Source organism: Streptomyces sp. NPDC014861 (assembly GCF_043081625.1).
GTDB lineage: Bacteria > Actinomycetota > Actinomycetes > Streptomycetales > Streptomycetaceae > Streptomyces.
Map to the genome: position 1 here is coordinate 166601 of NZ_JBIBWV010000002.1, position 19369 is coordinate 185969.

At 74.3% G+C, this 19369-nt stretch carries 17 protein-coding genes and 1 tRNA gene; 7 read left to right on the forward strand and 11 right to left on the reverse strand.

Features of this window, described 5'->3' with window-relative positions; all coding sequences use genetic code 11:
• Nucleotides 1–64 precede the first annotated feature (64 nt).
• Entirely contained in the window at nt 65–823 is a 759-nt protein-coding gene (locus tag ACF1BN_RS04575; RefSeq protein ID WP_392330103.1) for an IclR family transcriptional regulator, read from the reverse strand.
• A gap of 375 nt (nt 824–1198) precedes the next feature.
• On the opposite strand from ACF1BN_RS04575, the gene ACF1BN_RS04580 reads away from it, so the two are divergent.
• A complete protein-coding gene (locus ACF1BN_RS04580) occupies nt 1199–2314 on the forward strand; it encodes an LLM class flavin-dependent oxidoreductase (protein WP_392330104.1) in 1116 nt (371 codons plus the stop codon).
• A 256-nt stretch (nt 2315–2570) separates the two neighbouring features.
• Complete coding sequence (locus tag ACF1BN_RS04585; protein WP_392330105.1) at nt 2571–4265, forward strand: glycosyl hydrolase family 18 protein; 1695 nt, start codon at nt 2571–2573, stop codon at nt 4263–4265.
• A 90-nt stretch (nt 4266–4355) separates the two neighbouring features.
• On the opposite strand, the gene ACF1BN_RS04590 is transcribed toward ACF1BN_RS04585, so the two are convergent.
• Nucleotides 4356–6251 carry a putative bifunctional diguanylate cyclase/phosphodiesterase gene (locus ACF1BN_RS04590; protein WP_392330106.1) on the reverse strand — a complete coding sequence of 632 codons (1896 nt, stop codon included), beginning with the start codon at nt 6249–6251 and terminating at the stop codon, nt 4356–4358.
• A gap of 357 nt (nt 6252–6608) precedes the next feature.
• Here ACF1BN_RS04590 and ACF1BN_RS04595 point away from each other — a divergent pair, with 357 nt between their 5' ends.
• Nucleotides 6609–7859 (forward strand): M6 family metalloprotease domain-containing protein, encoded by a 1251-nt coding sequence (locus ACF1BN_RS04595; RefSeq protein WP_392330480.1) that lies wholly within the window; start codon nt 6609–6611, stop codon nt 7857–7859.
• A 79-nt stretch (nt 7860–7938) separates the two neighbouring features.
• Here the strand turns inward: ACF1BN_RS04595 and ACF1BN_RS04600 are convergent.
• The 4 genes from ACF1BN_RS04600 to ACF1BN_RS04615 all read right to left on the reverse strand — a co-directional run bounded on the left by ACF1BN_RS04600 (nt 7939) and on the right by ACF1BN_RS04615 (nt 9898).
• A tRNA-Lys gene (locus ACF1BN_RS04600) sits at nt 7939–8012 on the reverse strand.
• On the reverse strand, nt 8003–8647 hold the full coding sequence (locus ACF1BN_RS04605) for a hypothetical protein (protein ID WP_392330107.1): 645 nt from the start codon (nt 8645–8647) through the stop codon (nt 8003–8005). The genes ACF1BN_RS04600 and ACF1BN_RS04605 overlap by 10 nt, the downstream gene beginning before the upstream one ends.
• 193 nt (nt 8648–8840) lie before the next feature.
• Nucleotides 8841–9197 (reverse strand): hypothetical protein, encoded by a 357-nt coding sequence (locus ACF1BN_RS04610; protein ID WP_392330108.1) that lies wholly within the window; start codon nt 9195–9197, stop codon nt 8841–8843.
• Nucleotides 9198–9283: 86 nt separating this feature from the next.
• Complete coding sequence (locus ACF1BN_RS04615) at nt 9284–9898, reverse strand: TetR/AcrR family transcriptional regulator C-terminal domain-containing protein (protein ID WP_392330109.1); 615 nt, start codon at nt 9896–9898, stop codon at nt 9284–9286.
• A gap of 81 nt (nt 9899–9979) precedes the next feature.
• Between ACF1BN_RS04615 and ACF1BN_RS04620 the strand changes: the two genes are divergently transcribed.
• The gene (locus ACF1BN_RS04620; RefSeq protein ID WP_392330110.1) at nt 9980–10603 is read left to right on the forward strand and encodes a peroxiredoxin-like family protein; all 624 of its coding nucleotides are present in this window, start codon (nt 9980–9982) and stop codon (nt 10601–10603) included.
• Nucleotides 10604–10737: 134 nt separating this feature from the next.
• Here the strand turns inward: ACF1BN_RS04620 and ACF1BN_RS04625 are convergent, their stop codons facing one another.
• Genes ACF1BN_RS04625 through ACF1BN_RS04635 form a run of 3 tightly spaced genes read right to left on the reverse strand, consistent with a single transcriptional unit; the run spans nt 10738 to nt 14815 of the window.
• Complete coding sequence (locus ACF1BN_RS04625) at nt 10738–12084, reverse strand: AAA domain-containing protein (protein WP_392330111.1); 1347 nt, start codon at nt 12082–12084, stop codon at nt 10738–10740.
• Complete coding sequence (locus tag ACF1BN_RS04630; protein WP_392330112.1) at nt 12081–13661, reverse strand: hypothetical protein; 1581 nt, start codon at nt 13659–13661, stop codon at nt 12081–12083. The genes ACF1BN_RS04625 and ACF1BN_RS04630 overlap by 4 nt, the downstream gene beginning before the upstream one ends.
• Nucleotides 13652–14815, reverse strand: coding sequence for a hypothetical protein (locus ACF1BN_RS04635; protein ID WP_392330113.1), 1164 nt, complete (start codon nt 14813–14815; stop codon nt 13652–13654). Before ACF1BN_RS04635 ends, ACF1BN_RS04630 begins: the two co-directional genes overlap by 10 nt.
• A 168-nt stretch (nt 14816–14983) precedes the next feature.
• On the opposite strand from ACF1BN_RS04635, the gene ACF1BN_RS04640 reads away from it, so the two are divergent.
• Nucleotides 14984–15580: a histidine phosphatase family protein gene (locus ACF1BN_RS04640; protein WP_392330114.1), complete on the forward strand. Its 597-nt coding sequence runs from the start codon at nt 14984–14986 to the stop codon at nt 15578–15580.
• A 163-nt stretch (nt 15581–15743) separates the two neighbouring features.
• Here the strand turns inward: ACF1BN_RS04640 and ACF1BN_RS04645 are convergent, their stop codons facing one another.
• Nucleotides 15744–17030 carry a tetratricopeptide repeat protein gene (locus ACF1BN_RS04645; protein ID WP_392330115.1) on the reverse strand — a complete coding sequence of 429 codons (1287 nt, stop codon included), beginning with the start codon at nt 17028–17030 and terminating at the stop codon, nt 15744–15746.
• A 225-nt stretch (nt 17031–17255) separates the two neighbouring features.
• Here ACF1BN_RS04645 and ACF1BN_RS04650 point away from each other — a divergent pair, with 225 nt between their 5' ends.
• Nucleotides 17256–17792: a hypothetical protein gene (locus ACF1BN_RS04650; protein WP_392330116.1), complete on the forward strand. Its 537-nt coding sequence runs from the start codon at nt 17256–17258 to the stop codon at nt 17790–17792.
• Between the two features lie 36 nt (nt 17793–17828).
• Nucleotides 17829–18692 (forward strand): spermidine synthase, encoded by an 864-nt coding sequence (locus ACF1BN_RS04655; protein ID WP_392330117.1) that lies wholly within the window; start codon nt 17829–17831, stop codon nt 18690–18692.
• Nucleotides 18693–18722: 30 nt separating this feature from the next.
• On the opposite strand, the gene ACF1BN_RS04660 is transcribed toward ACF1BN_RS04655, so the two are convergent.
• Nucleotides 18723–19322 carry a hypothetical protein gene (locus tag ACF1BN_RS04660; RefSeq protein WP_392330481.1) on the reverse strand — a complete coding sequence of 200 codons (600 nt, stop codon included), beginning with the start codon at nt 19320–19322 and terminating at the stop codon, nt 18723–18725.
• Between the last annotated feature and the right edge of the window lie 47 nt (nt 19323–19369).

The window sequence follows — 19369 nt, forward strand, 5'->3', positions numbered from 1 at the left end:
CGGGTGCTGGTGACCACCCCGCCGGGACCCCGCCGCGCCGGGTCGCCGCGACTCTCCGTACGCCTCAGATCGCCAGTGACAGCACCACCGGCGCCGCCCGGCGGTTCAGCGTGTCGGCGGCCGAGCGCAGCCGGTGGGCGTGCTCGATCGGGAGCGAGAGGGCCAGGCAGCCCACGGCGGAGCCGGCCGTCAGCGGGACGGCCGCGCAGACCGTGCCGACGGCGTACTCCTGGAGGTCGAGGACCGGGACGGTCGGGGGCTGGCTGTCCAGCTTGGAGAAGAGCACCTTCTCGTTGGTGATCGTGCGGGAGGTGAGCCGGGCGATCTTGTGCCGGGAGAGGTGGTCGCGCCGCCCGTTGAGGTCGAGCTGGGTGAGCAGGCACTTGCCGACCGCGCTGGCGTGGGCCGCGGAGCGGAAGTCGACCCACTCGTGGACCTTGGGGGTGCGCGGGCCGTCCGCGAACTGGGTGATCTTCACCTCGCCGTCGATGTACCGGCTGATGTAGACCGCGGCGCCGACGGAGTCGCGCAGTTCGGTGAGGGTCTCCTGGAGCTTGGCCTCCAGTGCCTCCCGGCGCGTGGAGCCGGAGCCGAGGAGGACCAGCGAGTCCCCGATGACGTACGCGCCGTCGGAGACCTGCTCGACGTATCCCTCGCGGCGGAGCATGAGGAGCAGGGGCGACAGGTGGGCGACGGGCAGTCCGGCCTCGCGCGCGATCTGCGTGTCCGCCACCCCGCCGCCGTGGCGCGAGACGGTCTCCAGGACGCGCAGCGCGTATTGCACCGAATGGAACGGCGCGGTGGGCTCGGGCTTCAGCGCCACGGTTTCCCCCTACCAGGTTGTGACCGCAAGCTTCTGTACCACGATAGCCGCCAAGGGCCGTTTGCGGGGCGGCTGTTGGCGAGAAACATACGGAGGATCCGGGCCCTGTGCAGGGATCGACCCCTCTGGCATATGACATGGGCATGAATGAGTGGAAGATTCTCAGGTCAGGGGAGTGCGGACCCGTGCTCGCGCGCGTGTTCGGCTCCCGTTGCATCCCGGATTCTCCGGGTCGGGGCGGACCCGGATCCCGCCGTTCCGATGGCTGGAATGTGACTCCGGTCACCCGTCCCGCCCCGTTCGCCCCGGAATAAGGGCCACCGCACCCCTGTTGCCGCTCCGGTGGAGATACCCGAGCGGAGAGAGGACCGGACGGTGAGCGAGACCGGCACCCAGGCAGACGCAGGCGCGGCGGACGGCACCGGCGCCGACGCCGTACGAGGAACGGCCCTGGGCAGTGCTCCCGTGCCGCTCTCCGTACTGGACCTGGTGACGGTCGGCAGCGGCTCGACCGCGAGCAGGTCGCTCGCCACCAGCGTGGAGCTCAGCCGGCTCGCCGAGCGGCGCGGCTACCACCGGCACTGGGTGGCCGAGCACCACTCCATGCCCGGGGTCGCCTCCTCCTCCCCGGCCGTGATCCTCGCCCACCTCGCCGCCCACACCCGCCGTGTCCGGCTCGGCTCCGGCGGCGTGATGCTCCCCAACCACGCCCCGCTGGTGATCGCCGAGCAGTTCGGCACCCTGGAGGCGCTCGCCCCGGGCCGGATCGACCTCGGCCTCGGCCGCGCCCCCGGCACCGACGGCGCCACCGCCGCCGCCCTGCGGCGCACGGACAGGCTGAACGAAGGGGCCGACGACTTCCCCGAGCAGCTCTCGGAGCTGACCCGCTTCCTGGACGACGACTTCCCGGACGCCCATCCCTACTCCCGGATCCACGCCGTGCCCGGCCCGGTGCAGGGTCCGAAGGGCCGGCCGCCGATCTGGCTGCTCGGGTCCTCCGGCTTCAGCGCCCGGCTCGCCGGACTGCTCGGGCTGCCCTTCGCCTTCGCCCACCACTTCTCGGCCCGCAACACCGTCCCCGCCCTGGACCTCTACCGGGAGTCCTTCCGCCCGTCCGCCGTGCTCGACGCCCCCTACGCCCTGATCGGCGTCGGCGCGCTCGCCGCCGAGGACGAGAAGGAGGCGTACCGCCAGGTGCTCACCGGCGCGCTGTCGATGCTGCGGCTGCGCACCGGCCGGCCCGGGCTCGTCCCGACGCCCGAGGAGGCGGAGGCGTACGACTTCTCCCCGGCGGAGCGCGAGTTCGCCGACGGCTGGCTGGCGAACGTCGTCCACGGCACCCCGGACGCGGTCCGGTCGGGTCTGGACGATCTCCGGAAGCGGACCGGCGCCGACGAGCTGATGCTGACCGCCAACGCGCACGGCGGGGAGGCTCGGCTGAGGAGCTACGAACTGATCGCGGACGCCTACGGGTTGCCCGAGCTCGACTGAATCCGGAATTCCGGTGGAGCACTGGTTCACCGTAGAACCATCCCGCCGGCTCCCCTAAAGGAACCTTAAACCGCTCGTCACCGATGGTGGCGGGCGGTCCTTTTTTGTGCTGCACGCCCCTGACGAGGGCTTTCCCTCTCGAATTGGTCTAGTCCTCAATCTGGTTCAGACCATTGACGCGCCGTTCACGCGGGGGCTATCACTGCTCCAACTCCTTGTACGGCACCACCAGTACCCCCCCCATCGGAGGACGCTCGTGCACCCCCGTAAGTCATTGATCGCCGCGCTGCTCAGCTCGGCCCTCGCGGCCGGCGCCCTCGCCGCCACCGCGGGTCTCGGCTCCGCCCAGGCCGCCGACGCCTCGACCACCGCCTCCCCCGGCGGCGTGCGCATCGCGTACTACGACCAGTGGAGCGTGTACGGCAACGCGTTCTACCCGAAGCACCTCGACACGCGGGGTATCGCGAGCCAGCTGGACATCATCAACTACTCGTTCGGCAACATCCACCCGACGAACCTCACCTGTTTCATGGCCAACAAGGCCGCGGGTGACGACAACAACCCGAACGCGGGCGACGGCGCGGGCGACTCCTACGCCGACTACCAGAAGTCCTTCTCCGCGGCCGACTCCGTCGACGGCGTCGCCGACAAGTGGGACCAGCCGATCGTGGGCGTCTTCAACCAGTTCAAGGAGCTGAAGGCGAAGTACCCCCACCTGAAGATCAACATCTCGCTGGGCGGCTGGACCTACTCCAAGTACTTCCACGACGCGGCGAAGACCGACGCGAGCCGCAAGAAGCTCGTCTCCTCCTGCATCGACCAGTACCTCAAGGGCAACCTGCCCGTCGAGGGCGGCTTCGGCGGCGCGGGCACGGCGGCCGGCATCTTCGACGGCATCGACATCGACTGGGAGTACCCGGGCTCCTCCGGCGGCCACCTGGGCAACCACTACGGCCCCGAGGACAAGCAGAACTTCACGCTGCTCCTCGCCGAGTTCCGCAAGCAGCTCGACGAGTACGGCGCGGCCAACGGCGGCAAGAAGTACATGCTGACCGCCGCCATGCCGGCCGGCCAGGACAAGATCAAGTACATCGAGACCGACAAGATCGGCCAGTACTTGGACTACGCCAACATCATGACGTACGACATGCACGGCGCCTGGGACGGCGACGGGCCGACGTACCACCAGTCGCCGCTCTACTCCGGTGCGACCGACCCGACCGACCCGATCGCCCCGGGCACCGAGAAGTACTCGATCGACAACGCGATCGACTCCTGGATCGACGGCAAGCCCGCCTACGGCATCGCCGGCGGCTTCCCCGCCGAGAAGCTGACCCTGGGCTACGAGTTCTACTACCGCGGCTGGAAGGGCGTGCCCGCCGGCTCCGCCAACGGCCTCGCGCAGACCGCCACCGGTGGCTCCGGCGCCCGCCCGCTCTCCCAGCAGGCCGGCATCGCCCACTACAAGGAGCTCGGCGGCATCGTCGACAACGCGGCGACCACCTTCTGGGACGACCAGGCCAAGTCCGCGTACTTCTACAAGGACGGCGAGTTCTTCACCGGCCTGAACCAGAAGGCCATCCAGGAGCGCGTGAACTACGGCAAGCAGCGCGGTCTCGGCGGCGCGATGATGTACTCGCTCCTCGGCCTGGACAACAACGCCACCCTGCTGACCCAGATCAACGCGGCGCTCGGCGGCACCACGACCCCGCCCACCACGCCGCCCACGACCCCGCCGACCACGCCGCCCACGACCCCGCCGACCACGCCGCCGACCACCCCGCCGGCCGGCTGCGGCTCGCTCGCGGCCTACGTCGCCGGCACGGTCTACAACTCGGGCAACGAGGTCTCCCACAACGGCCGCAAGTACAAGGCCAAGTGGTGGACGCAGAACGAGACCCCCGGCTCGACCGGCGAGTGGGGCGTCTGGCAGGACCTCGGCGCCTGCTGAGCCTGACCCCGCACCACCCCTCATGAACCACTGCCCCCGCCCGGAATGTCCCTCCGGCCGGGGGCAGTTCCATGCCCCCGCGCGGCGGCCTCAGACCCGCAGCGGCGTCGTGCCCTCCAGCATCGCGGCGATGCGGTCCGGGGCCACCGCCCGCGAGTACAGCCAGCCCTGCCCGGTGTCGCAGCCGATCCGCCGCAGCCGCGCCGCCTGCCCGGACGTCTCCACGCACTCGGCGGTGACGGTGAGGCCCAGCCGGTGGGCGAGCTGCACCAGCGCCTCCACGATCAGCTCGTCCGCAGGGTTGGCGTGCTCCTCGTCCTGGAAGCCGCGCACGAAGGAGCCGTCCAGCTTGAGGACGGAGACCGGCAGCCGGCTCAGATAGGCCAGGTTCGAGTAGCCGGTGCCGAAGTCGTCGATGGCGATCCGCACGCCCATGTCGCTCAGCGCCTGGAGCGCCTGGAGCGGCCGGCCCGCCGAACCCATCACCGCCGACTCGGTCAGCTCCAGCTGGAGCAGGTGCGGGGCGAGCCCCGTCTCGGCGAGGATCCCCGCCACGTCCGCCACCAGGTCGGAGTCCCACACCTGGCGGACCGCCACGTTCACGCTGACGAAGAGCGGCCGCTCGCGCGGATGGTCCTTCTGCCACTGCCGGGCCTGCTCGCACGCGGTCCGCAGCACCCACCGCCCGAGCTCGACGATCGACCCGTCCTCCTCGGCGATCCCGACGAACCGATTCGGCGGAAGCACCCCGAACTGCGGGTGGTTCCAGCGCACCAGCGCCTCCACCCCGCGCACCGCACCGCCCGCGAGGTCGACCAGCGGCTGGTACTCCAGGGCGAACTCCCCGCGCTCCACCGCGGGACGCAGCGTGGAGGAGAGCGCCTGCCGCGTCATCCGGTGGGCGTTGCGCTCCGGGTCGAAGAGCGTCCACCGCGCCTTGCCGTCCGCCTTCGCCCAGTACAGCGTGGTGTCGGCGGCCTGCATCAGCCCGGTGGCGGTGGTGCCGACGGCCGTGCGCTCCACGACGCCGATCGACGCCGAGACCGAGAGCCGCTGCCCGCCCAGGTCGAAGGGCCGCTCCAGCGCGTTCAGCACCGAGCGGGCCAGCTCGGCGAGTTGGTCGGTCCCGCTGGAGTCCTCCACGAGGAGGGCGAACTCGTCGCCGCCGAGCCGCGCCACCAGATGACCCCCGCTGCGGGTGTACCCGGCGCTGTCCGCGCACTCGGTGAGCCGTCCGGCGACGGCGGCGAGCAGCCGGTCGCCGACCCGGTGCCCCAGGGTGTCGTTGACCGCCTTGAACCCGTCGAGATCCAGGTAGCAGAGACCGATCCGCCCTGTTCTGCCATACCCGTGCGACTGATACGACAGATACGGATCATGTGACCGGTACGGCTCCGGGGCACCGGCCGGTTCGAGCGGTCCGCCCGCTTCCGTCGCCGCCTCGGCGCTCTCCGCCGCCGCCGTCTCCAGCGCGGCCGACAGACGCTCGAAGAAGAGCGTCCGGTTGGGCAGCCGGGTCACCGGGTCGTGCATCTGGAGATGCCGCAGCCGGGCCTGGAGCTCCCGCCGGTCGCTGATGTCCGCGACCGAGAGCAGCACACGCCCGGCGTCGGGCACCGGGGCGACGGTGACCTCGGCCCACAGCCTGCGTCCGTCCGGATGCTTGAGCCGGCGGGTGCAGCGGAAGCGGGAGCGCCGGCCGCGCAGCACCTCGCGGTAGGCGTGCCAGGTGCGTCCGTCGGAGGCGAGGTCCACGAGGTCGGCGGCGGCCTGTTCGCGCAGCGCGGCGCTGTCCGTGCCGAGGAGGGAGCCGAGGGAGTCGTTGGCGGCGACGACCAGGCCGTCCCGGTCCACGAGGGCCATGGCGAGCTGGGAGGTGCGGAAGGCGGCCCGGTAGTCGCGGAGTTCACGCTCCGTGAGTGCCGGGCGGGCCGGCGGGAAGCCGGGCGGCTCTGGGTGTACCGGTCCTTCGGGGGTTCCGCTCACCGCTCGCTCCCGTGGTGAAGGGGGGCCGTTCACATGTGGTCGGAATGGTCGGCCTGGGACAAGTCTGCCGATCATAGAGCCAGCCCGGGGGGCCGTTCCAGCTCCGGGGCGGGCGGCCGGGGCCCCGAGCGGTGTCAGGGCGGCCGCCCACGGCCACCCCCTCGACCGTTTCCGTCCGGGTCTGACCTGCGGCGGCGACAGGATGACCGAATGTGACTGTCCGTGAGCTGAAGTGCGCCCGTCTCGCGTCCACTCCGCGCCGCGCTCTCACCCGACCGGGGCAGCGGAAACATGCGAAACGCCGCGAACCATCACAAGGTGGTGGAGGTGTCCCGCACTCGCGAACCGGAGGTCCACGTGGAGGGTCAGCAGCCACCCGAGGGAGTGGAGCGCTCCCGGCTGCGCGCCGGAGCCGCCTCGTTCACCGCGCTCGTCGCGCTCGCGGCGACCGGCCTGGTCGCCGGCCCCGCCGTGGCCGCGCCGTCGGCCGGACCCTGCGCCCTGCCCCGTACAGCCGCCCATCACTCGCTCGGCCTCTCCAGCTGGAACGGCTCCTATCCGCGCCCCGAGCGCTCGCTCGACGCGGTGATGATCTTCCTGTCGTTCCCGGACGCCGCCCCGCTGACCACGCCCGAGGAGCTGACCGCCGACCACTTCCCGGCGACCACCGACTTCTTCCGGCGCGCCTCCTACGGGCGGTTCGACCTGCGCCCGCACGCCCGGGCCGACTGGACGCCCATGCCCCGCCCGTCCACCGCCTACGACATACGGCGCGACTGGGCTTCCGCGGACCGGGCCGCCTACCTGCGGGACGCGCTCGCCGCCGCCGACGACTCCGTCGACTTCTCCCGGTACGACATCGTCTACCTGGTGGCCGACCCGGACGCGCCCGGCGTGGACTCGGACGCCACCAAGGTCGTCAACCTGGAGCGCCCGCTGGAGGCCGACGGGACGAAGATCCGGCGGGTCGTCACGGTCTTCGAGCGGCACCCACCGGACCGGAACGTCCTCGCCCACGAGACCGGCCACGTCTTCGACCTGCCCGACCTCTACCGCCGGCCCGCCGACGGCAAGGGCGACTGGGACACCCACGTGGGCGACTGGGACGTCATGGGCAGCCAGTTCGGGCTCGCCCCCGACCCCTTCGGCTGGCACAAGTGGAAGCTGGGCTGGCTCGACCCCTCCCAGGTCACCTGCGTCCAGGGCGGCGAGCCCCGCATGGTCGGCCTGGAGGCGGTCTCCGCCGCGCCGGTGGCCCCCGGCGCGCGCGGCACCCGGCTCGCGGTCGTCCGCACCGGCCCGGACAGCGTCCTCGCGATCGAGGCCCGGGAGGCGAGCGGCAACGACGCCGACACCTGCACCGAGGGCGTCCTCGTCTACCGGGTGCGGGCCGGCGCGGCCTCCGGCGACGGCCCGGTCGAGGTCGTGGACGCCCACCCGGCCACCGAGGCGTGCTGGGAGCGGTCGGTGTACCCGCCGCTCGCCGACGCGCCGATGGAGGTGGGGGAGACGCTGACCGTGCCCGGCACGGACGTCCGCGTCGAGGTCGCCGACCGCAGCGCCTCCGGCGTCTGGACGGTGAAGATCACCCCGCCCGCCCCGGAGTGACCGCGCGACCGGCATCCGACGGACCCGGCCGGACATGCGGAAAGGCCCCTCGCTCTCGCGAGGGGCCTTTCCGTGTCGGTGCGCCGCCAGGGACTCGAACCCCGGACCCGCTGATTAAGAGTCAGCTGCTCTAACCAACTGAGCTAGCGGCGCCTGCTGACGTCGTAGACATTAGCACCCTGAGCGGCGGGAGCGAAAATCGATACCCGCACGTCGGGCGCGGAAACCACCCGGGCGGCCCGCACACAGGCCCACAGCATCACCTCGGGCCCCGGCAGCCACGGGCTCCGCGTGTCGGGGGCGACCAGCCAGCGCGGCTCGGCGCCGCCCTTCCCGGCCGGGACCAGCGGCGGCACGGTCACCGCGTCGCCCGTGCCGTGACAGAGCGGCCGGGGCACCGCGTCGCCCCACTCCTCCCAGTCGAGCAGCGCGGGCAGCCGCTGGGCCGTCCCCGGCGCGGCGAAGAGCAGCATCCGGCCCCGGTGCGCGGCCACCGGGCCCGAGCCCGGGCCCTCCTCCCACAGCCGGTCCAGCATCCGCCGCCCGAAGACCGGGTCCACGCCGACCACGTCGAAGGCCGTCCCGCACGGCAGCACCGCCGGCGCCTCCGGCCGGGCCTCCCAGCGCGCGAGCGCCGCCCCGGGCTCCCCGCCCGCCGCCGAGGCCAGCCAGGCGGCGCCGTCCGAGGTCACCCGGGCGGTCTGGTGCCGGTCCTCGTCCCCCGCCCGCAGGAAGCGGAAGACGTCGTACGGGGTGGTCTCGTCGCGCAGCCAGGTCGTCGTCGTCATACGACAGGTCTACCGTCGGTGACGAAGCGCACGCCGAGAGTTCCCGAAACGCGGACAGGGCGGGCGGCGGAGGAGTATCGTGCGCCCCGCATATGCCGAACGCGTGTTCCGCCCCGGGTCGCCAGTCCGCCCCGGGTCGTCGGTCCGTCCAGCGTCGTCGGTCCGTCCTGGACCGCCCGTCCGCCCCGGACCGTCAGTCCTCCGCGGGGCGCCCGTCCGTACGGATCAGGTCCCGCCCGAACTCGATCATCTTCCGCGCGTAGTCCTCGGTCCAGGCCGCCCGCTCGGCCACGTCCGCCGCCGTCAGCCGGTCGAACCGCTTCGGATCGGCGAGCTGCGCCGCCGCCACGGCCTGGAACTCGATCGCCCGGTCCGTCGCCGCCCGGAACGCCAGGGTCAGCTCCGTCGCCCGGGACAGCAGCTCCTTGGGGTCCTCGATCGACTCCAGGTCGAAGAAGTGCTCCGGGTCGGCGGTCGCCTCGGCAGGCTCGAAGATCAGCGGCGCCGGTCGCAGCCGTCGCTGTCCGCTCCGCTCCGCGGATTCCGCCATGCTCTGCTCCTTCTCCCGCACCCACATGCCCCGGAAACCCGGACCACCCCCCATTGTCCCGGTTCCCGCAAGACCGCCCGCGGGCGTCAACGCCCCAGGCCGCGCAGCAGCATGCGGAGCCCGCCGAGGAACTCCTCGTCGGCGCCGACCCCGCCGGCGTCCCGGGCGGTCGCCGTCAGGAGCGGGTACCGGTCGCCGGGCAGCGCCGCGATCGTCCGGGTGCCCGGGCCGGCGAGCGGTCCGCGGTGCTCCAGCTGGATCGCCCCGCTCACGTACGCGTGCAGGGCCCGCAGGGCGACCACCCGCCGGGGTCCTGCGATCCCGGCCTCGGTGAGGATCGCGAGCACGGTCTCCGACCAGCGCAGCCCGCCGGAGGCGCGGTGGCGGTGGGCGAGGGTGAGCGGGACGGCCTCCGGGTGGCGGGCGACGGCGTCGCGCAGCCGGACGGCCATGGCCTCGACCCGTTCGGGCCAGGGCGCGTCGCCGGACGGAGGGGTGGTGTCCAGGCCGTCGAGGATCCGGTCGACCACCAGCCGCTCCAGCTCGTCGCGGTCGCTCACGTACCGGTAGAGCGCCATCGGGCTCATGCCGAGTTCCTTGGCGGCGGTACGCATGGAGAGCGCGGGCAGTCCGTCGCGGTCGACGACGGCGAGCGCGGCGGCGGCGAGCCGGTCGGGGGTGAGGGAGCGGGGTCGTGGCATGGCGCTTGACAGCGTACGCCCTACGCCTAACCTCGTAGGTGTACGCCGTACACCTACGGGCTCTCCCGCGGAAGGTGATCCATGCGCACGCCCTCGAACCCCACCCGTACCCCGGTCCGTCCCGGTCCCCGCCCTCGGCTCCGGCCGGGCGACTCCGTCCCCGTCCGCACGCTCACGCCGGTCTCCGGTCCGCCGCTGGCCGTGCCGGATCCCGGCAGCGCCGTCCACGTCCAGTTCCGGCGTTTCGCGGGCTGCCCCGTCTGCAACCTCCACCTCCGCTCGGTCGCCCGGCGTCACGCCGAGATCGAACGGGCGGGGATCCGGGAGGTGGTCCTCTTCCACTCGCCCGCCGAGGAACTGCGCGAGCACGTCGCCCACCTGCCCTTCGCCGTCGTCGCGGACCCCGGCAAGGCGCTGTACGCGGAGTTCGGCGTCGAGGCCCACCGCCGGGCCCTGCTCGACCCGCGGGGCTGGCCGGGGATCGTCCGCGGCGTCCTGGCGGGCACCGCCGACCTGCTCCGGGGCCGGGGCCGGCTCCCCGCCGCCTCCCAGCCCGGCGGCCGCATCGGCCTCCCCGCGGACTTCCTCATCACCCCGGGCGGCCGGATCGCCGCCGTGAAGTACGGCGAGCACATCGACGACCAGTGGTCGGTCGACGAACTCCTCGCCCACGCGGCCGAACCCGGACCGCCGCTCACCGGGTGAACCCGGAGCCGCGCGGCGACCGCGCGGCTCCGGGTCCGTCGGGGACGGTCAGGGCCGGGCCGGGCGGGTCAGGGACGGCGGGTCGAGGTCCGGGTGCGGCGGGTCGGAAACCGGTCGGGTCCGGGGCCTGTCGGTCAGGGCGTCCAGGCGACGCGGTGTTCGGCGAGGTGGGAGAGGACCGCGTGGTTGGCCTCCCAGCCGTCCGGGAACTTCACGGTGACGCCGAGCTGGACCGGCTCCGTCGACGGGTGCTCGTCGAGGAGGTCGGTGACGCCGGCCCGGCAGACGACGACGCAGGCGTGGCGGTGGCGGGAGGCCAGGACGCAGAGGCGGCCGGTCTCCAGGTGGAAGGCGGTGGCGTCGGGGCGGCCCGACAGGGGGTGGAGGACGACGGTGACGTCGTACTCGCGGCCCTGGAGCCGGTTGGCCGTGTCGACCGTCACCCCCGACACGCCCAGCGCCGCGAGGGCCGCCCGGACGGCCGCCGCCTGGTCGCGGTGGGCGGTCCCCACCGCGATCCGCTCGGCGGTCAGCGGCACCGGCGTGTCGGAACGCTCGCTGACCGCCGCGCCGCCCCGGTCCAGGAGCCGGCGCACCACCAGGGCGACCGCGTGCACGGCCTCCGGGTCGGTGCGCGGGGTGTGCCGGGCGGGCAGTTCGAGCAGTCCCCAGCCGGACTCGGCGGCCTCGTCCAGGACCCGGTCCGGGGCGGAGCCGTCCGAGGGCGCGCCGAAGGCGAGCCGCCGGTCGCCGGGACCGGTCCCCGAGCGGAACGGCGTGTACGGGTAGAACGCGTCCGACACCAGCGGCGCCGCCGACGCGGGCAACCGCCAGGACACCGGCAGCCGGTGCTGCGGCAGCTCCGGGTTGTGCGCGAGGAGCGTCGACACCGCCGACGCCGACGGGTCGTACGACAGCCCCGCCCACTGGTCGGCGCCCACCACCGAGAACGGGTCCAGCTGCCCCGGGTCGCCCACGAACAGGGCCCGCTCGAAGAGCCCCGCCACGGCGAGCAGCGCGTCCGAGCGCATCTGGTACGCCTCGTCCACGATCGCGTGCGCCCACGGCTCCACGTTCTTCACGTGCGCCCACTTGGCGGCCGTCGAGACGACCACCGGCAGCCCGGCGAGGTCCCCGGCCTTCGCCGACTTCCGTACGCCGTCGAGCGCGTCGAGCGCCTTGTCGTACGGGTCCCCGTCGCTGGAGTGCAGCCGGCCCACCTCGAGCTCGGGCTCCTTCTCCGCGAGCCGCAGCACCAGGTCGTCCACCTGCGCGTTGGTCTGCGCCACCACCATCAGCGGGCGCCCCGCGGCGGCCAGTTCGAGCGCGGCCCGCACCACGAGCGTCGACTTGCCGGCGCCCGGCGGGGAGTCGACGACGACACCCCGGGCCCGCCCGTGCAGGGTGCTCTCCAGGATCTCCGCCGTCGCCTTCGCGGCGGCCGCGGCGGGGTCGAGCACGGTGGGGTCGTACACGGTCACAGCAGGTCCTCGGGGGTCACGGCGTCGGGCAGCTCGGCGGTGTCGGCGTGGCGCGGCGGGCCGCCGTGGGTCCACGGCGTCTCCTCCGGGTCGGGCAGCTTCGGCCCGACCCGCGTGTCGTGCTCGAAGAGCGTCCAGGCGATCCGCTCGCCCTTCTCCGGCACCGTGCCCTCCGCGGGCTCCTTCGCCCGGCCCATCTTGTCCAGCAGCCGCAGCACCAGCGAACCGTCCTCCTCGCGGGCGACGAACTGGGCCGACTGCGGCTTCCCGCCGAGCGAGCGGTACACCTTCACGCCCCCGTCGAGATGCGGCCGGTCCTCCGTGCGGACCGTCAGCAGCGGGCGCGGCGCGGGCCGCTTCGACTCCGTCCACGCCATGACGACCTCGGTGACCTCCCCGGTGAACGCCTCGCCCGCCAGCCGCCGCCCGGCCAGCACCAGCGGATCGTCCAGGGCCTCCTGGGCGTCCAGCTGCCCCTGCGCCTGCTCGCGCGCGGCGAGCTTCGCGGCGGCGGTCACGGCGTCGTCGCGGCGAGGCTGCGGCGGTTCCCCGGCCGCGATCCGGTCCCGGTGCGCGGTGAAGGACCAGCGGTCCCGGGTCCACCGGTCCGTGACCCGCGCCCCCTCGGGCAGCTCCCGCAGCAGGCCGAGCGCCCGCCAGGTCGCCTCCCAGGCCGGCTTCAGCTGCGACGCGACCAGCCGGCGGACCTCCCGCTCGGCCCGGTGCAGCGCGGCGAGGGCCACGTCCGCGGTCTCGCCGTCCTCGGCGGCCCCGACCGCCTGCCGGGCCCGGTCGTAGGCCTCGATCGCGGGCGCCAGCAGATGGTTGTCGAAGGCCGGGTCGGTCGCGGGTCCCGCCGGCGGGCACAGCAGCTGACCCTTCGCGTCCCGCCCCAGCTCGGCCCGGTACGCCGCCTCGGCGCCCGGTTCCCCGTCGTCCGGGTCGATCCAGGCGAGCAGCGCCCCGAGGTGCTGGTCCTCCAGGGAGGACTGGCCGGTCGCCCAGTGCCGGTTGAGCAGGTCGGTCGCCGCGAGCAGCAGCGAGGAGCCCGGCACCCGGGCCCGCTCGCCGTAGTGGGTCAGCCAGCGTCCGAGCAGCGGCACGCGCGCGGGTGCCGGATACGGCGTGTCGGGGTCCTGCTCGGCGGTCCGCCGGAACCGCGTCGACCGTCCCAGGAGCCGTACGTACTCGATCCCGGCCCGGCTCGGGACGATCAGCTGCGGCGCGTCCAGACAGAGCTCGACCTGCACCTTCTCGCCGGTGGCGGAGTCCTTCCGCTCCACCGGCTCGACGGCGTCCGCGTACCCGTCGACGTACGGCAGCACCTCCTCGGCCAGCTCGGCGAGGAACGCGAACCGCAGCTCCCGGTCCCGGGGCTGCGGCACCACGAGGAGCCGCGGCTCCTCAGGGTCGGTGCCGACCAGGGCCCCGAGCGGGGCGCCCGCCTCGCCGGCGGTGGTCAGCGGCACGAGCACGAGAGGCCGCCCGGAGAGGTGCCGGTGCCGGACGGTCGCGAGCGGCTGCGCCCGCCCCGCCTCCACGGCCTCCATCCGGGCCAGGTGCGCGATCAGCGACATGGGGCGGCCTCCGCCTCGTCCAGGGCCTCCTGCCGCAGCGCGCGCGCCCGGCGCAGCGCCGCCACCGCCGGGTCCTCCGGATCGCCGTGCTCGCCCCGCGCGGCGCCGAGGACCGCCCCGACCGTGGTCAGCCCGCCCAGCTCGCCCCGCACCGAACGCCCCAGGGTCTGCACCGCGTCCGCCGCCCGCGCCCGCGACCGGCAGTGGAAGCCCATCTCGCAGGCGGCCAGGCACTCCGGCGCGTACGCGTGCGGGACCGCCTCCACGGCCGCCGCCAGCTCCTCCGCCGAACAGCCGCGCACGTCGAAGCTCAGCCCTTCCGGCAGGGCCCCGGCGATCTCCTCGATCCGGGTCAGCCGCTCCAGCTGCCGTCGGGTGACCGCCCGCTGCTTGCGCACGTCCACCACGGAGCCCGTCGGCAGGTTCGAGAAGTCCTTGGGGCAGACCAGCAGCACGGAACGGCCGACCTCGGCGCCCTCGGTGAGCGCCGCCACCCGCTCCAGGGCCAGCACGTACACCGCCGCCTGCCGGGCCGCCGCCCCCACCTTCGCGGCGTCCGCGGCCCCGTCCACCATCGGGAAGGACTTGATCTCCACGACCGTCCACCGCCCGGCCGGGTCCACCACGACGGCGTCCGGCTCCAGGTGCACCGGCGAGCCGGCCACCTCCAGGGTCAGCAGCGGATGGTCGAGCAGCGTCCACCCGTCGGCAGCGGTCGCCTCGCGCAGCGCGAGCGCCGTGCGCGCGGTCCGCCCCTCGGGCCCGGACGCCGACAGGTCCGGTACGGAGACGGTGCCCGGGTCCTCCACGCCGAAGAGGCGCAGCAGCTCCCGCCCGCCGTCGGCCTTCACCTTCGCCTCGAAGCTGTTGCCCCGCACGATCGCGAACTGCGACTGGCCGAACGGCGCCGGCGAACCGAGCCGCGACGCGAGCGCCCCCTTGTCCACCCCGGCGCCGTCGAGCAGCGCGCGGCGCCTGCACCCCGGATTCGCGGCCAGCGCGGCCAGCGCCCGCGCGTCCAGCGGGCGCGGCGGAACCGCCGGCCCGCGCAGCTCGGCGAGTCTCTCCCGCGTCCTGCGCCGGCTCGCCGGGGTCGGCACGGGGTCCGTCGTCTGCGGCGGCCGTGACCCGCCGTCGTCCAGGGATGCGCTCACCCGCGGAAGTCTCGCATCCGCCACTGACAACGCGGGCGTGTTCCGGCCCGGGGACACCGGGAGTTCGTGCCGGATCCACCTGCGCGATGATGGAGGGACCCTCCGGAGGGGCCCCCGACGGAAGGCACCCGTTCCCCGTTTCCGCGCACATTCTGGAGAGCCCCGCCCATGGCACCGCGCATCCTGCTCGCCCGACACGGCCAGACCGAGTGGTCGCTCCTCGGACGCCACACCGGCAGGACCGACATCCCGCTGCTCGACCAGGGCCGGCGCGGCGCCAAGCTGCTCGGCGAGCGTCTGCACCGGGGCCCCTGGCAGGGCCTGCCCGGCGTCGAGGTGCGCACCAGCCCGCTGGTCCGCGCGAGCGAGACCTGCGACCTCGCCGGCTTCGGCGACCGCGCCGAGCCCTGGGACGCCCTCATGGAGTGGGACTACGGCGCCTACGAGGGCCTGACCCCGGCCCAGATCCAGGAGCTGCGCCCGGGCTGGCTGATCTGGCGGGACGCCGTCCCGGAGGGCGAGTCGCTGGCCCAGCTCTCCGCCCGCGCCGACGAGGTCGTGGAGTGGGCCCGCTCGGCCGACCGGGACGTCCTGGTCTTCGCCCACGGCCACATCCTCCGCTCCATCGGCGCCCGCTGGCTCGGCGAGGACGTCTCCTTCGCCTCCCGCGTCCGCCTCGACCCGACGAGCCTCTCGGTCCTCGGCTGGGCGTACGGCGCCCCGGCGATCGAGCGCTGGAACGACACGGGCCACCTGGAGGGCTGACCCGGGATCCGGGATCCGGGACCGGATCCCGGGACATCGGATCCAGAGCATCTGGATCCGGGATATCGGATCCAGAACATTGGATCCAAAACAGCGGATCCGGGATATCGGATCCAGGACATTGGATCCGATATCCACGCCCCCTCGCGCCGCCGCCCCCCCCTCACGCCCCCGTGAGGATCAGCCGCGTCTCCGCCAGCAGCCCCCTGATCCGCGCCGACGCGATCCCGTCCATCGAGTCCGCCACCCGCCGCGCCTCCGCCTCGGCCTCGTCGCGGCGGCCGGCGCGGGCGAGGTTGCCGGCGAGCTGGGCGCGGTAGAGCGCGAGGTTGCGGGCGAAGCGGGGGTGCTGGAGGACGGTGGCCCGGTAGGAGTGGCGGGCGGCGCGGCTCCAGTCCCCGAGCGCGGACCAGCAGTGGGCCTCCAGGGCCTCCAGTTCCGGCTCGCCGAAGAAGGACATCCACTCGGGGTCCTGGTCGGCGTGGCCGCGGCCGAAGTGCTCGTGGGCGCGGCCGAGGCACGCCTCGGCGGAGGAGCGGTCGCCGAGCCCGGCCCAGGCGGCGGCCTCGCGCAGCGAGAGCAGGGCGAGCAGCCGGGGCGAGTCGAGCGGGTGCGCGGCCCGCGTTCCGGCCTGCGCGGCGCGGACGGCCTCGCGGTAGCGGCCGGTGTCGCGGGCGAGGAAGGAGGTGTTGCAGAAGGCGTGCGCCTCCAGGGCCGCGTTGCCGGAGACCCGGGCGGTGGCGAGGGCCTCGGCGTAGTGGGAGCGGGCGTCCTCGTGGCGGCCCGAGTCGTGGGCGAGCCAGCCCACGGAGAGCGACAGCTCGCCTGCGCCGGCGAGCAGCCGGTCCTCGGTGGAGCGGCGGGCCGCGGTGCCCTGGTCGAGCAGGGCATAGGCCGTGCGGAGCGGCTGGGCCGCGCATTTGTAGAGCCCGTCGGCGCCGTGCCGGTCGTCGAGCAGGCGGATGCGCCGTACGGCGTCCTCGACGGCGAGGACCTCGGCCTCGCCGATGCGGTGGGGCCCGCGGGGGCTGGGGATCGCGGCGGCGGTGGAGCCGAGTCCCCAGGAGGCGGCCGCCAGGGTGGCGGTGCCGCTCGTCATGAATGCGCGACGCAGCACGTCGCTCTCCTCATCGTTCCGGGTCGGGAGGACGGGGGGCCCCGAGGCCCCGGCCGGGGCGGCCTGCCGTCGGCCGCGTACCGCCTCCCGCGCAGAGAAACCCAGGTCGGCGAGGGTCAGCCCGGGGAACATGTGCAGGAAGACCCGCTCGTACGCGTAGTTCGGGCAGCGGATCTCGCCCGCTTCCACGCGACCGATGTAGCGGGCGTCGCACGCGACCTGTTCACCGATCTCGCGCGCCGCCCGGCGGACCATGGCGGCGAACTCCGCGGGGGAGTGCGGTCCGCGGAGCCGTCGGAAGGCGAGATTGGGAACTGCCCGTGACATGGCCATGGCCGAGCCCTCTCCTGGTGCTGCCGGGTGTTCCGGCGGCAAGAACGTACCTGCTGTGACCGGATGCCTACGCAGAGTTTGGCTACAAATCGGATATCTCGCCTGCGATCTGCCATGAACTGCCATCCTTTGCGGCGGCGTGCCGCCGTAGCCGTTGACGCGCACGGGCGTTGAACCGTATGGGAGAGACGGAACGTGTCTCCTCCGGGAAGCGAGGAGGGGTCCATGTCCGAGAACGCCGCGCCTTTCGAGACGACCGCGACACCCAGGACGACCGTGCCGACCGCCACGACCGCCACGACCGCGACCACCGCGCCGACCCCGTCGGTGCGGGCCACGGCGGTCGTCCCGACCGTGACGACCGCGCCGCTCGTGACCGTCGCCGGGGCCGACGAGCCCTGCGACCTGGTGACCGTGCCCGCCCGGCAGGGTCTGGAGGCCGTCGACATCCTCCGCCGCCGCGGTGTCCCCGCCGTCGGCCCCGTGCTCCACGACGGCGCCTGCGACACCCTCGGCTTCCTCGTCCCGCCCGGCACCGCCGCCGCCTGGGACCTCCCCGGCAGTGCCTGCACCCGCACCTCCGGCCGCGGGCTGCGCCTTCCCGAGCTCCCCGCACTGCCCGAGCCCGCGGGCGACGCCCCCCGCCCGGCCGGCTGGCTGCTGCCCCCCGGCGACACCGACCCGGTCACCGACCCCGCCGACCTGCGCCGTGCCCTCGGCGAGGCGGCCCGCCTCATCGAGGCGGCCGACGGCTGTCACTGAGCGGAACCTCCCGGCCGACCGGCCGATAATGGACGGATGGCCAGGAACAAGCAGCGCGAGCGGGCGGCGGCCGACGCCGTCTCCGAGACCGTCGACGGCGGGCTCGCCGAACTGATACCCGACCGCGACCGCCCCCGGGCCTGGACGCTGCTCCTCGACGGCGCCCCGCAGTCCCACGTGGACCTCGACGACCCCGCCGCGCTCACCTTCGAGTACCAGCGGCGCCTCGGCCACGTCGCCGACCTCGCCGCCCCGCCCGGCCGCCCCCTCCAGGCCGTGCACCTCGGCGGCGGCGCCTTCACCCTCGCCCGGTACGTCGCCGCGACCCGGCCGCGCTCCACCCAGCAGGTCGTCGAGATCGACGAACCCCTCGTCCGCCTCGTCCGCGGTGCCCTGCCGCTCGACCCCGGCGCCCGGATCCGGGTCCGCGCCATGGACGCCCGCGCCGGACTCGCCAAGGTCCCGGACGGCTGGGCCGACCTGATCATCGCCGACGTCTTCCGGGGCGCCCGCACCCCCGCCCACCTCACCAGCACCGAGTTCCTCGACGAGGTGCGGCGCGCGCTGCGGCCCGGCGGGACGTACGCCGCCAACCTCGCCGACGGGCCGCCGCTCGCCCACCTCCGCGGCCAGATCGCCACCGCCGCGGGCGTCTTCCCCGAGCTGGCCCTGATCGCCGACCCGACCGTGCTCCGCGGCCGCCGCTTCGGCAACGCTGTCCTGGTCGCCTCCGACCGGCCGCTCCCCGTCGCCGAGCTGACCCGCAGGGTCGCCACCGACCCGCACCCCGGCCGGGTCGAACACGGCCGCCCCCTCGCCGACTTCACCGGCGGCGCCGTCCCGGTCACCGACGCGACGGCGAAGAGCTCCCCCGCGCCCCCGCCGTCCGCCTTCCGCTGACCCCGGGGGCCGGACGGGCCCGGCGGCCCGTCAGACCGCGCGCTCCTCGATCTGCACGCGGGGCGCCGAGTCGTGCCAGAGGCAGAACACCGACAGCTCCCGGTCGTCCCGGGTGAAGGTCACCCGGATCCAGGTCGTCTGCTTCCACACCTGCATCTGCCAGCCCGAGGCCGGGATCGCCGAGACCAGTTCGGCCGAGCTCTCGCCCAGGTCGAAGGTGACCCGCCCGCCGTCCACCGGATAGCTCTTCACCCCCGAGGAGGCCCCGGCCGGGGCCGGCGGGACCGTGGTCGGCGCGGGCGTGGTCCGCGACGCGGTGGGCGGCGGTGTCGTCGGCGGAGTGGTGGCGGCCGGGTCCGGGCCGGTCGGCGCGGGCGCGGACGGCGTGGGCGTGGTGGCCGGGGGAGTCGTCGCGGGGCTGCGGGTCGAGGACGTCACGGGGTCGCCGATCGCGGTCTCGGCCGGGACCGGGACGGCCGGGGTGCCGACGGGCAGCGGCAGGGCGCGCGGCGGGTCGTAGACCGTGCCGGACAGCACCGTGTGCACCCCCCACCAGGAGAGCGTGACCGCCGCGCCGGTGGCGAGCGACCAGGCCAGGGCGTGAACGAGTCCTCTTCGCATCCGGGCCATACTGCACCACGCCCGGTCGGCGCGGACCAGAAGGTACGGGGTGACCG

Excerpts from the sequence above, each read along its gene's own strand:
- ACF1BN_RS04605 (WP_392330107.1), bottom strand. The coding sequence starts at position 8,647 with ATGACGACGACGACCTGGCTGCGCGACGAGACCACCCCGTACGACGTC.
- ACF1BN_RS04610 (WP_392330108.1), bottom strand. The coding sequence starts at position 9,197 with ATGGCGGAATCCGCGGAGCGGAGCGGACAGCGACGGCTGCGACCGGCG.
- ACF1BN_RS04615 (WP_392330109.1), bottom strand. The coding sequence starts at position 9,898 with ATGCCACGACCCCGCTCCCTCACCCCCGACCGGCTCGCCGCCGCCGCG.
- ACF1BN_RS04620 (WP_392330110.1), top strand. The coding sequence starts at position 9,980 with ATGCGCACGCCCTCGAACCCCACCCGTACCCCGGTCCGTCCCGGTCCC.
- ACF1BN_RS04630 (WP_392330112.1), bottom strand. The coding sequence starts at position 13,661 with ATGTCGCTGATCGCGCACCTGGCCCGGATGGAGGCCGTGGAGGCGGGG.
- ACF1BN_RS04640 (WP_392330114.1), top strand. The coding sequence starts at position 14,984 with ATGGCACCGCGCATCCTGCTCGCCCGACACGGCCAGACCGAGTGGTCG.
- ACF1BN_RS04645 (WP_392330115.1), bottom strand. The coding sequence starts at position 17,030 with ATGGCCATGTCACGGGCAGTTCCCAATCTCGCCTTCCGACGGCTCCGC.
- ACF1BN_RS04650 (WP_392330116.1), top strand. The coding sequence starts at position 17,256 with ATGTCCGAGAACGCCGCGCCTTTCGAGACGACCGCGACACCCAGGACG.
- ACF1BN_RS04655 (WP_392330117.1), top strand. The coding sequence starts at position 17,829 with ATGGCCAGGAACAAGCAGCGCGAGCGGGCGGCGGCCGACGCCGTCTCC.
- ACF1BN_RS04660 (WP_392330481.1), bottom strand. The coding sequence starts at position 19,322 with ATGGCCCGGATGCGAAGAGGACTCGTTCACGCCCTGGCCTGGTCGCTC.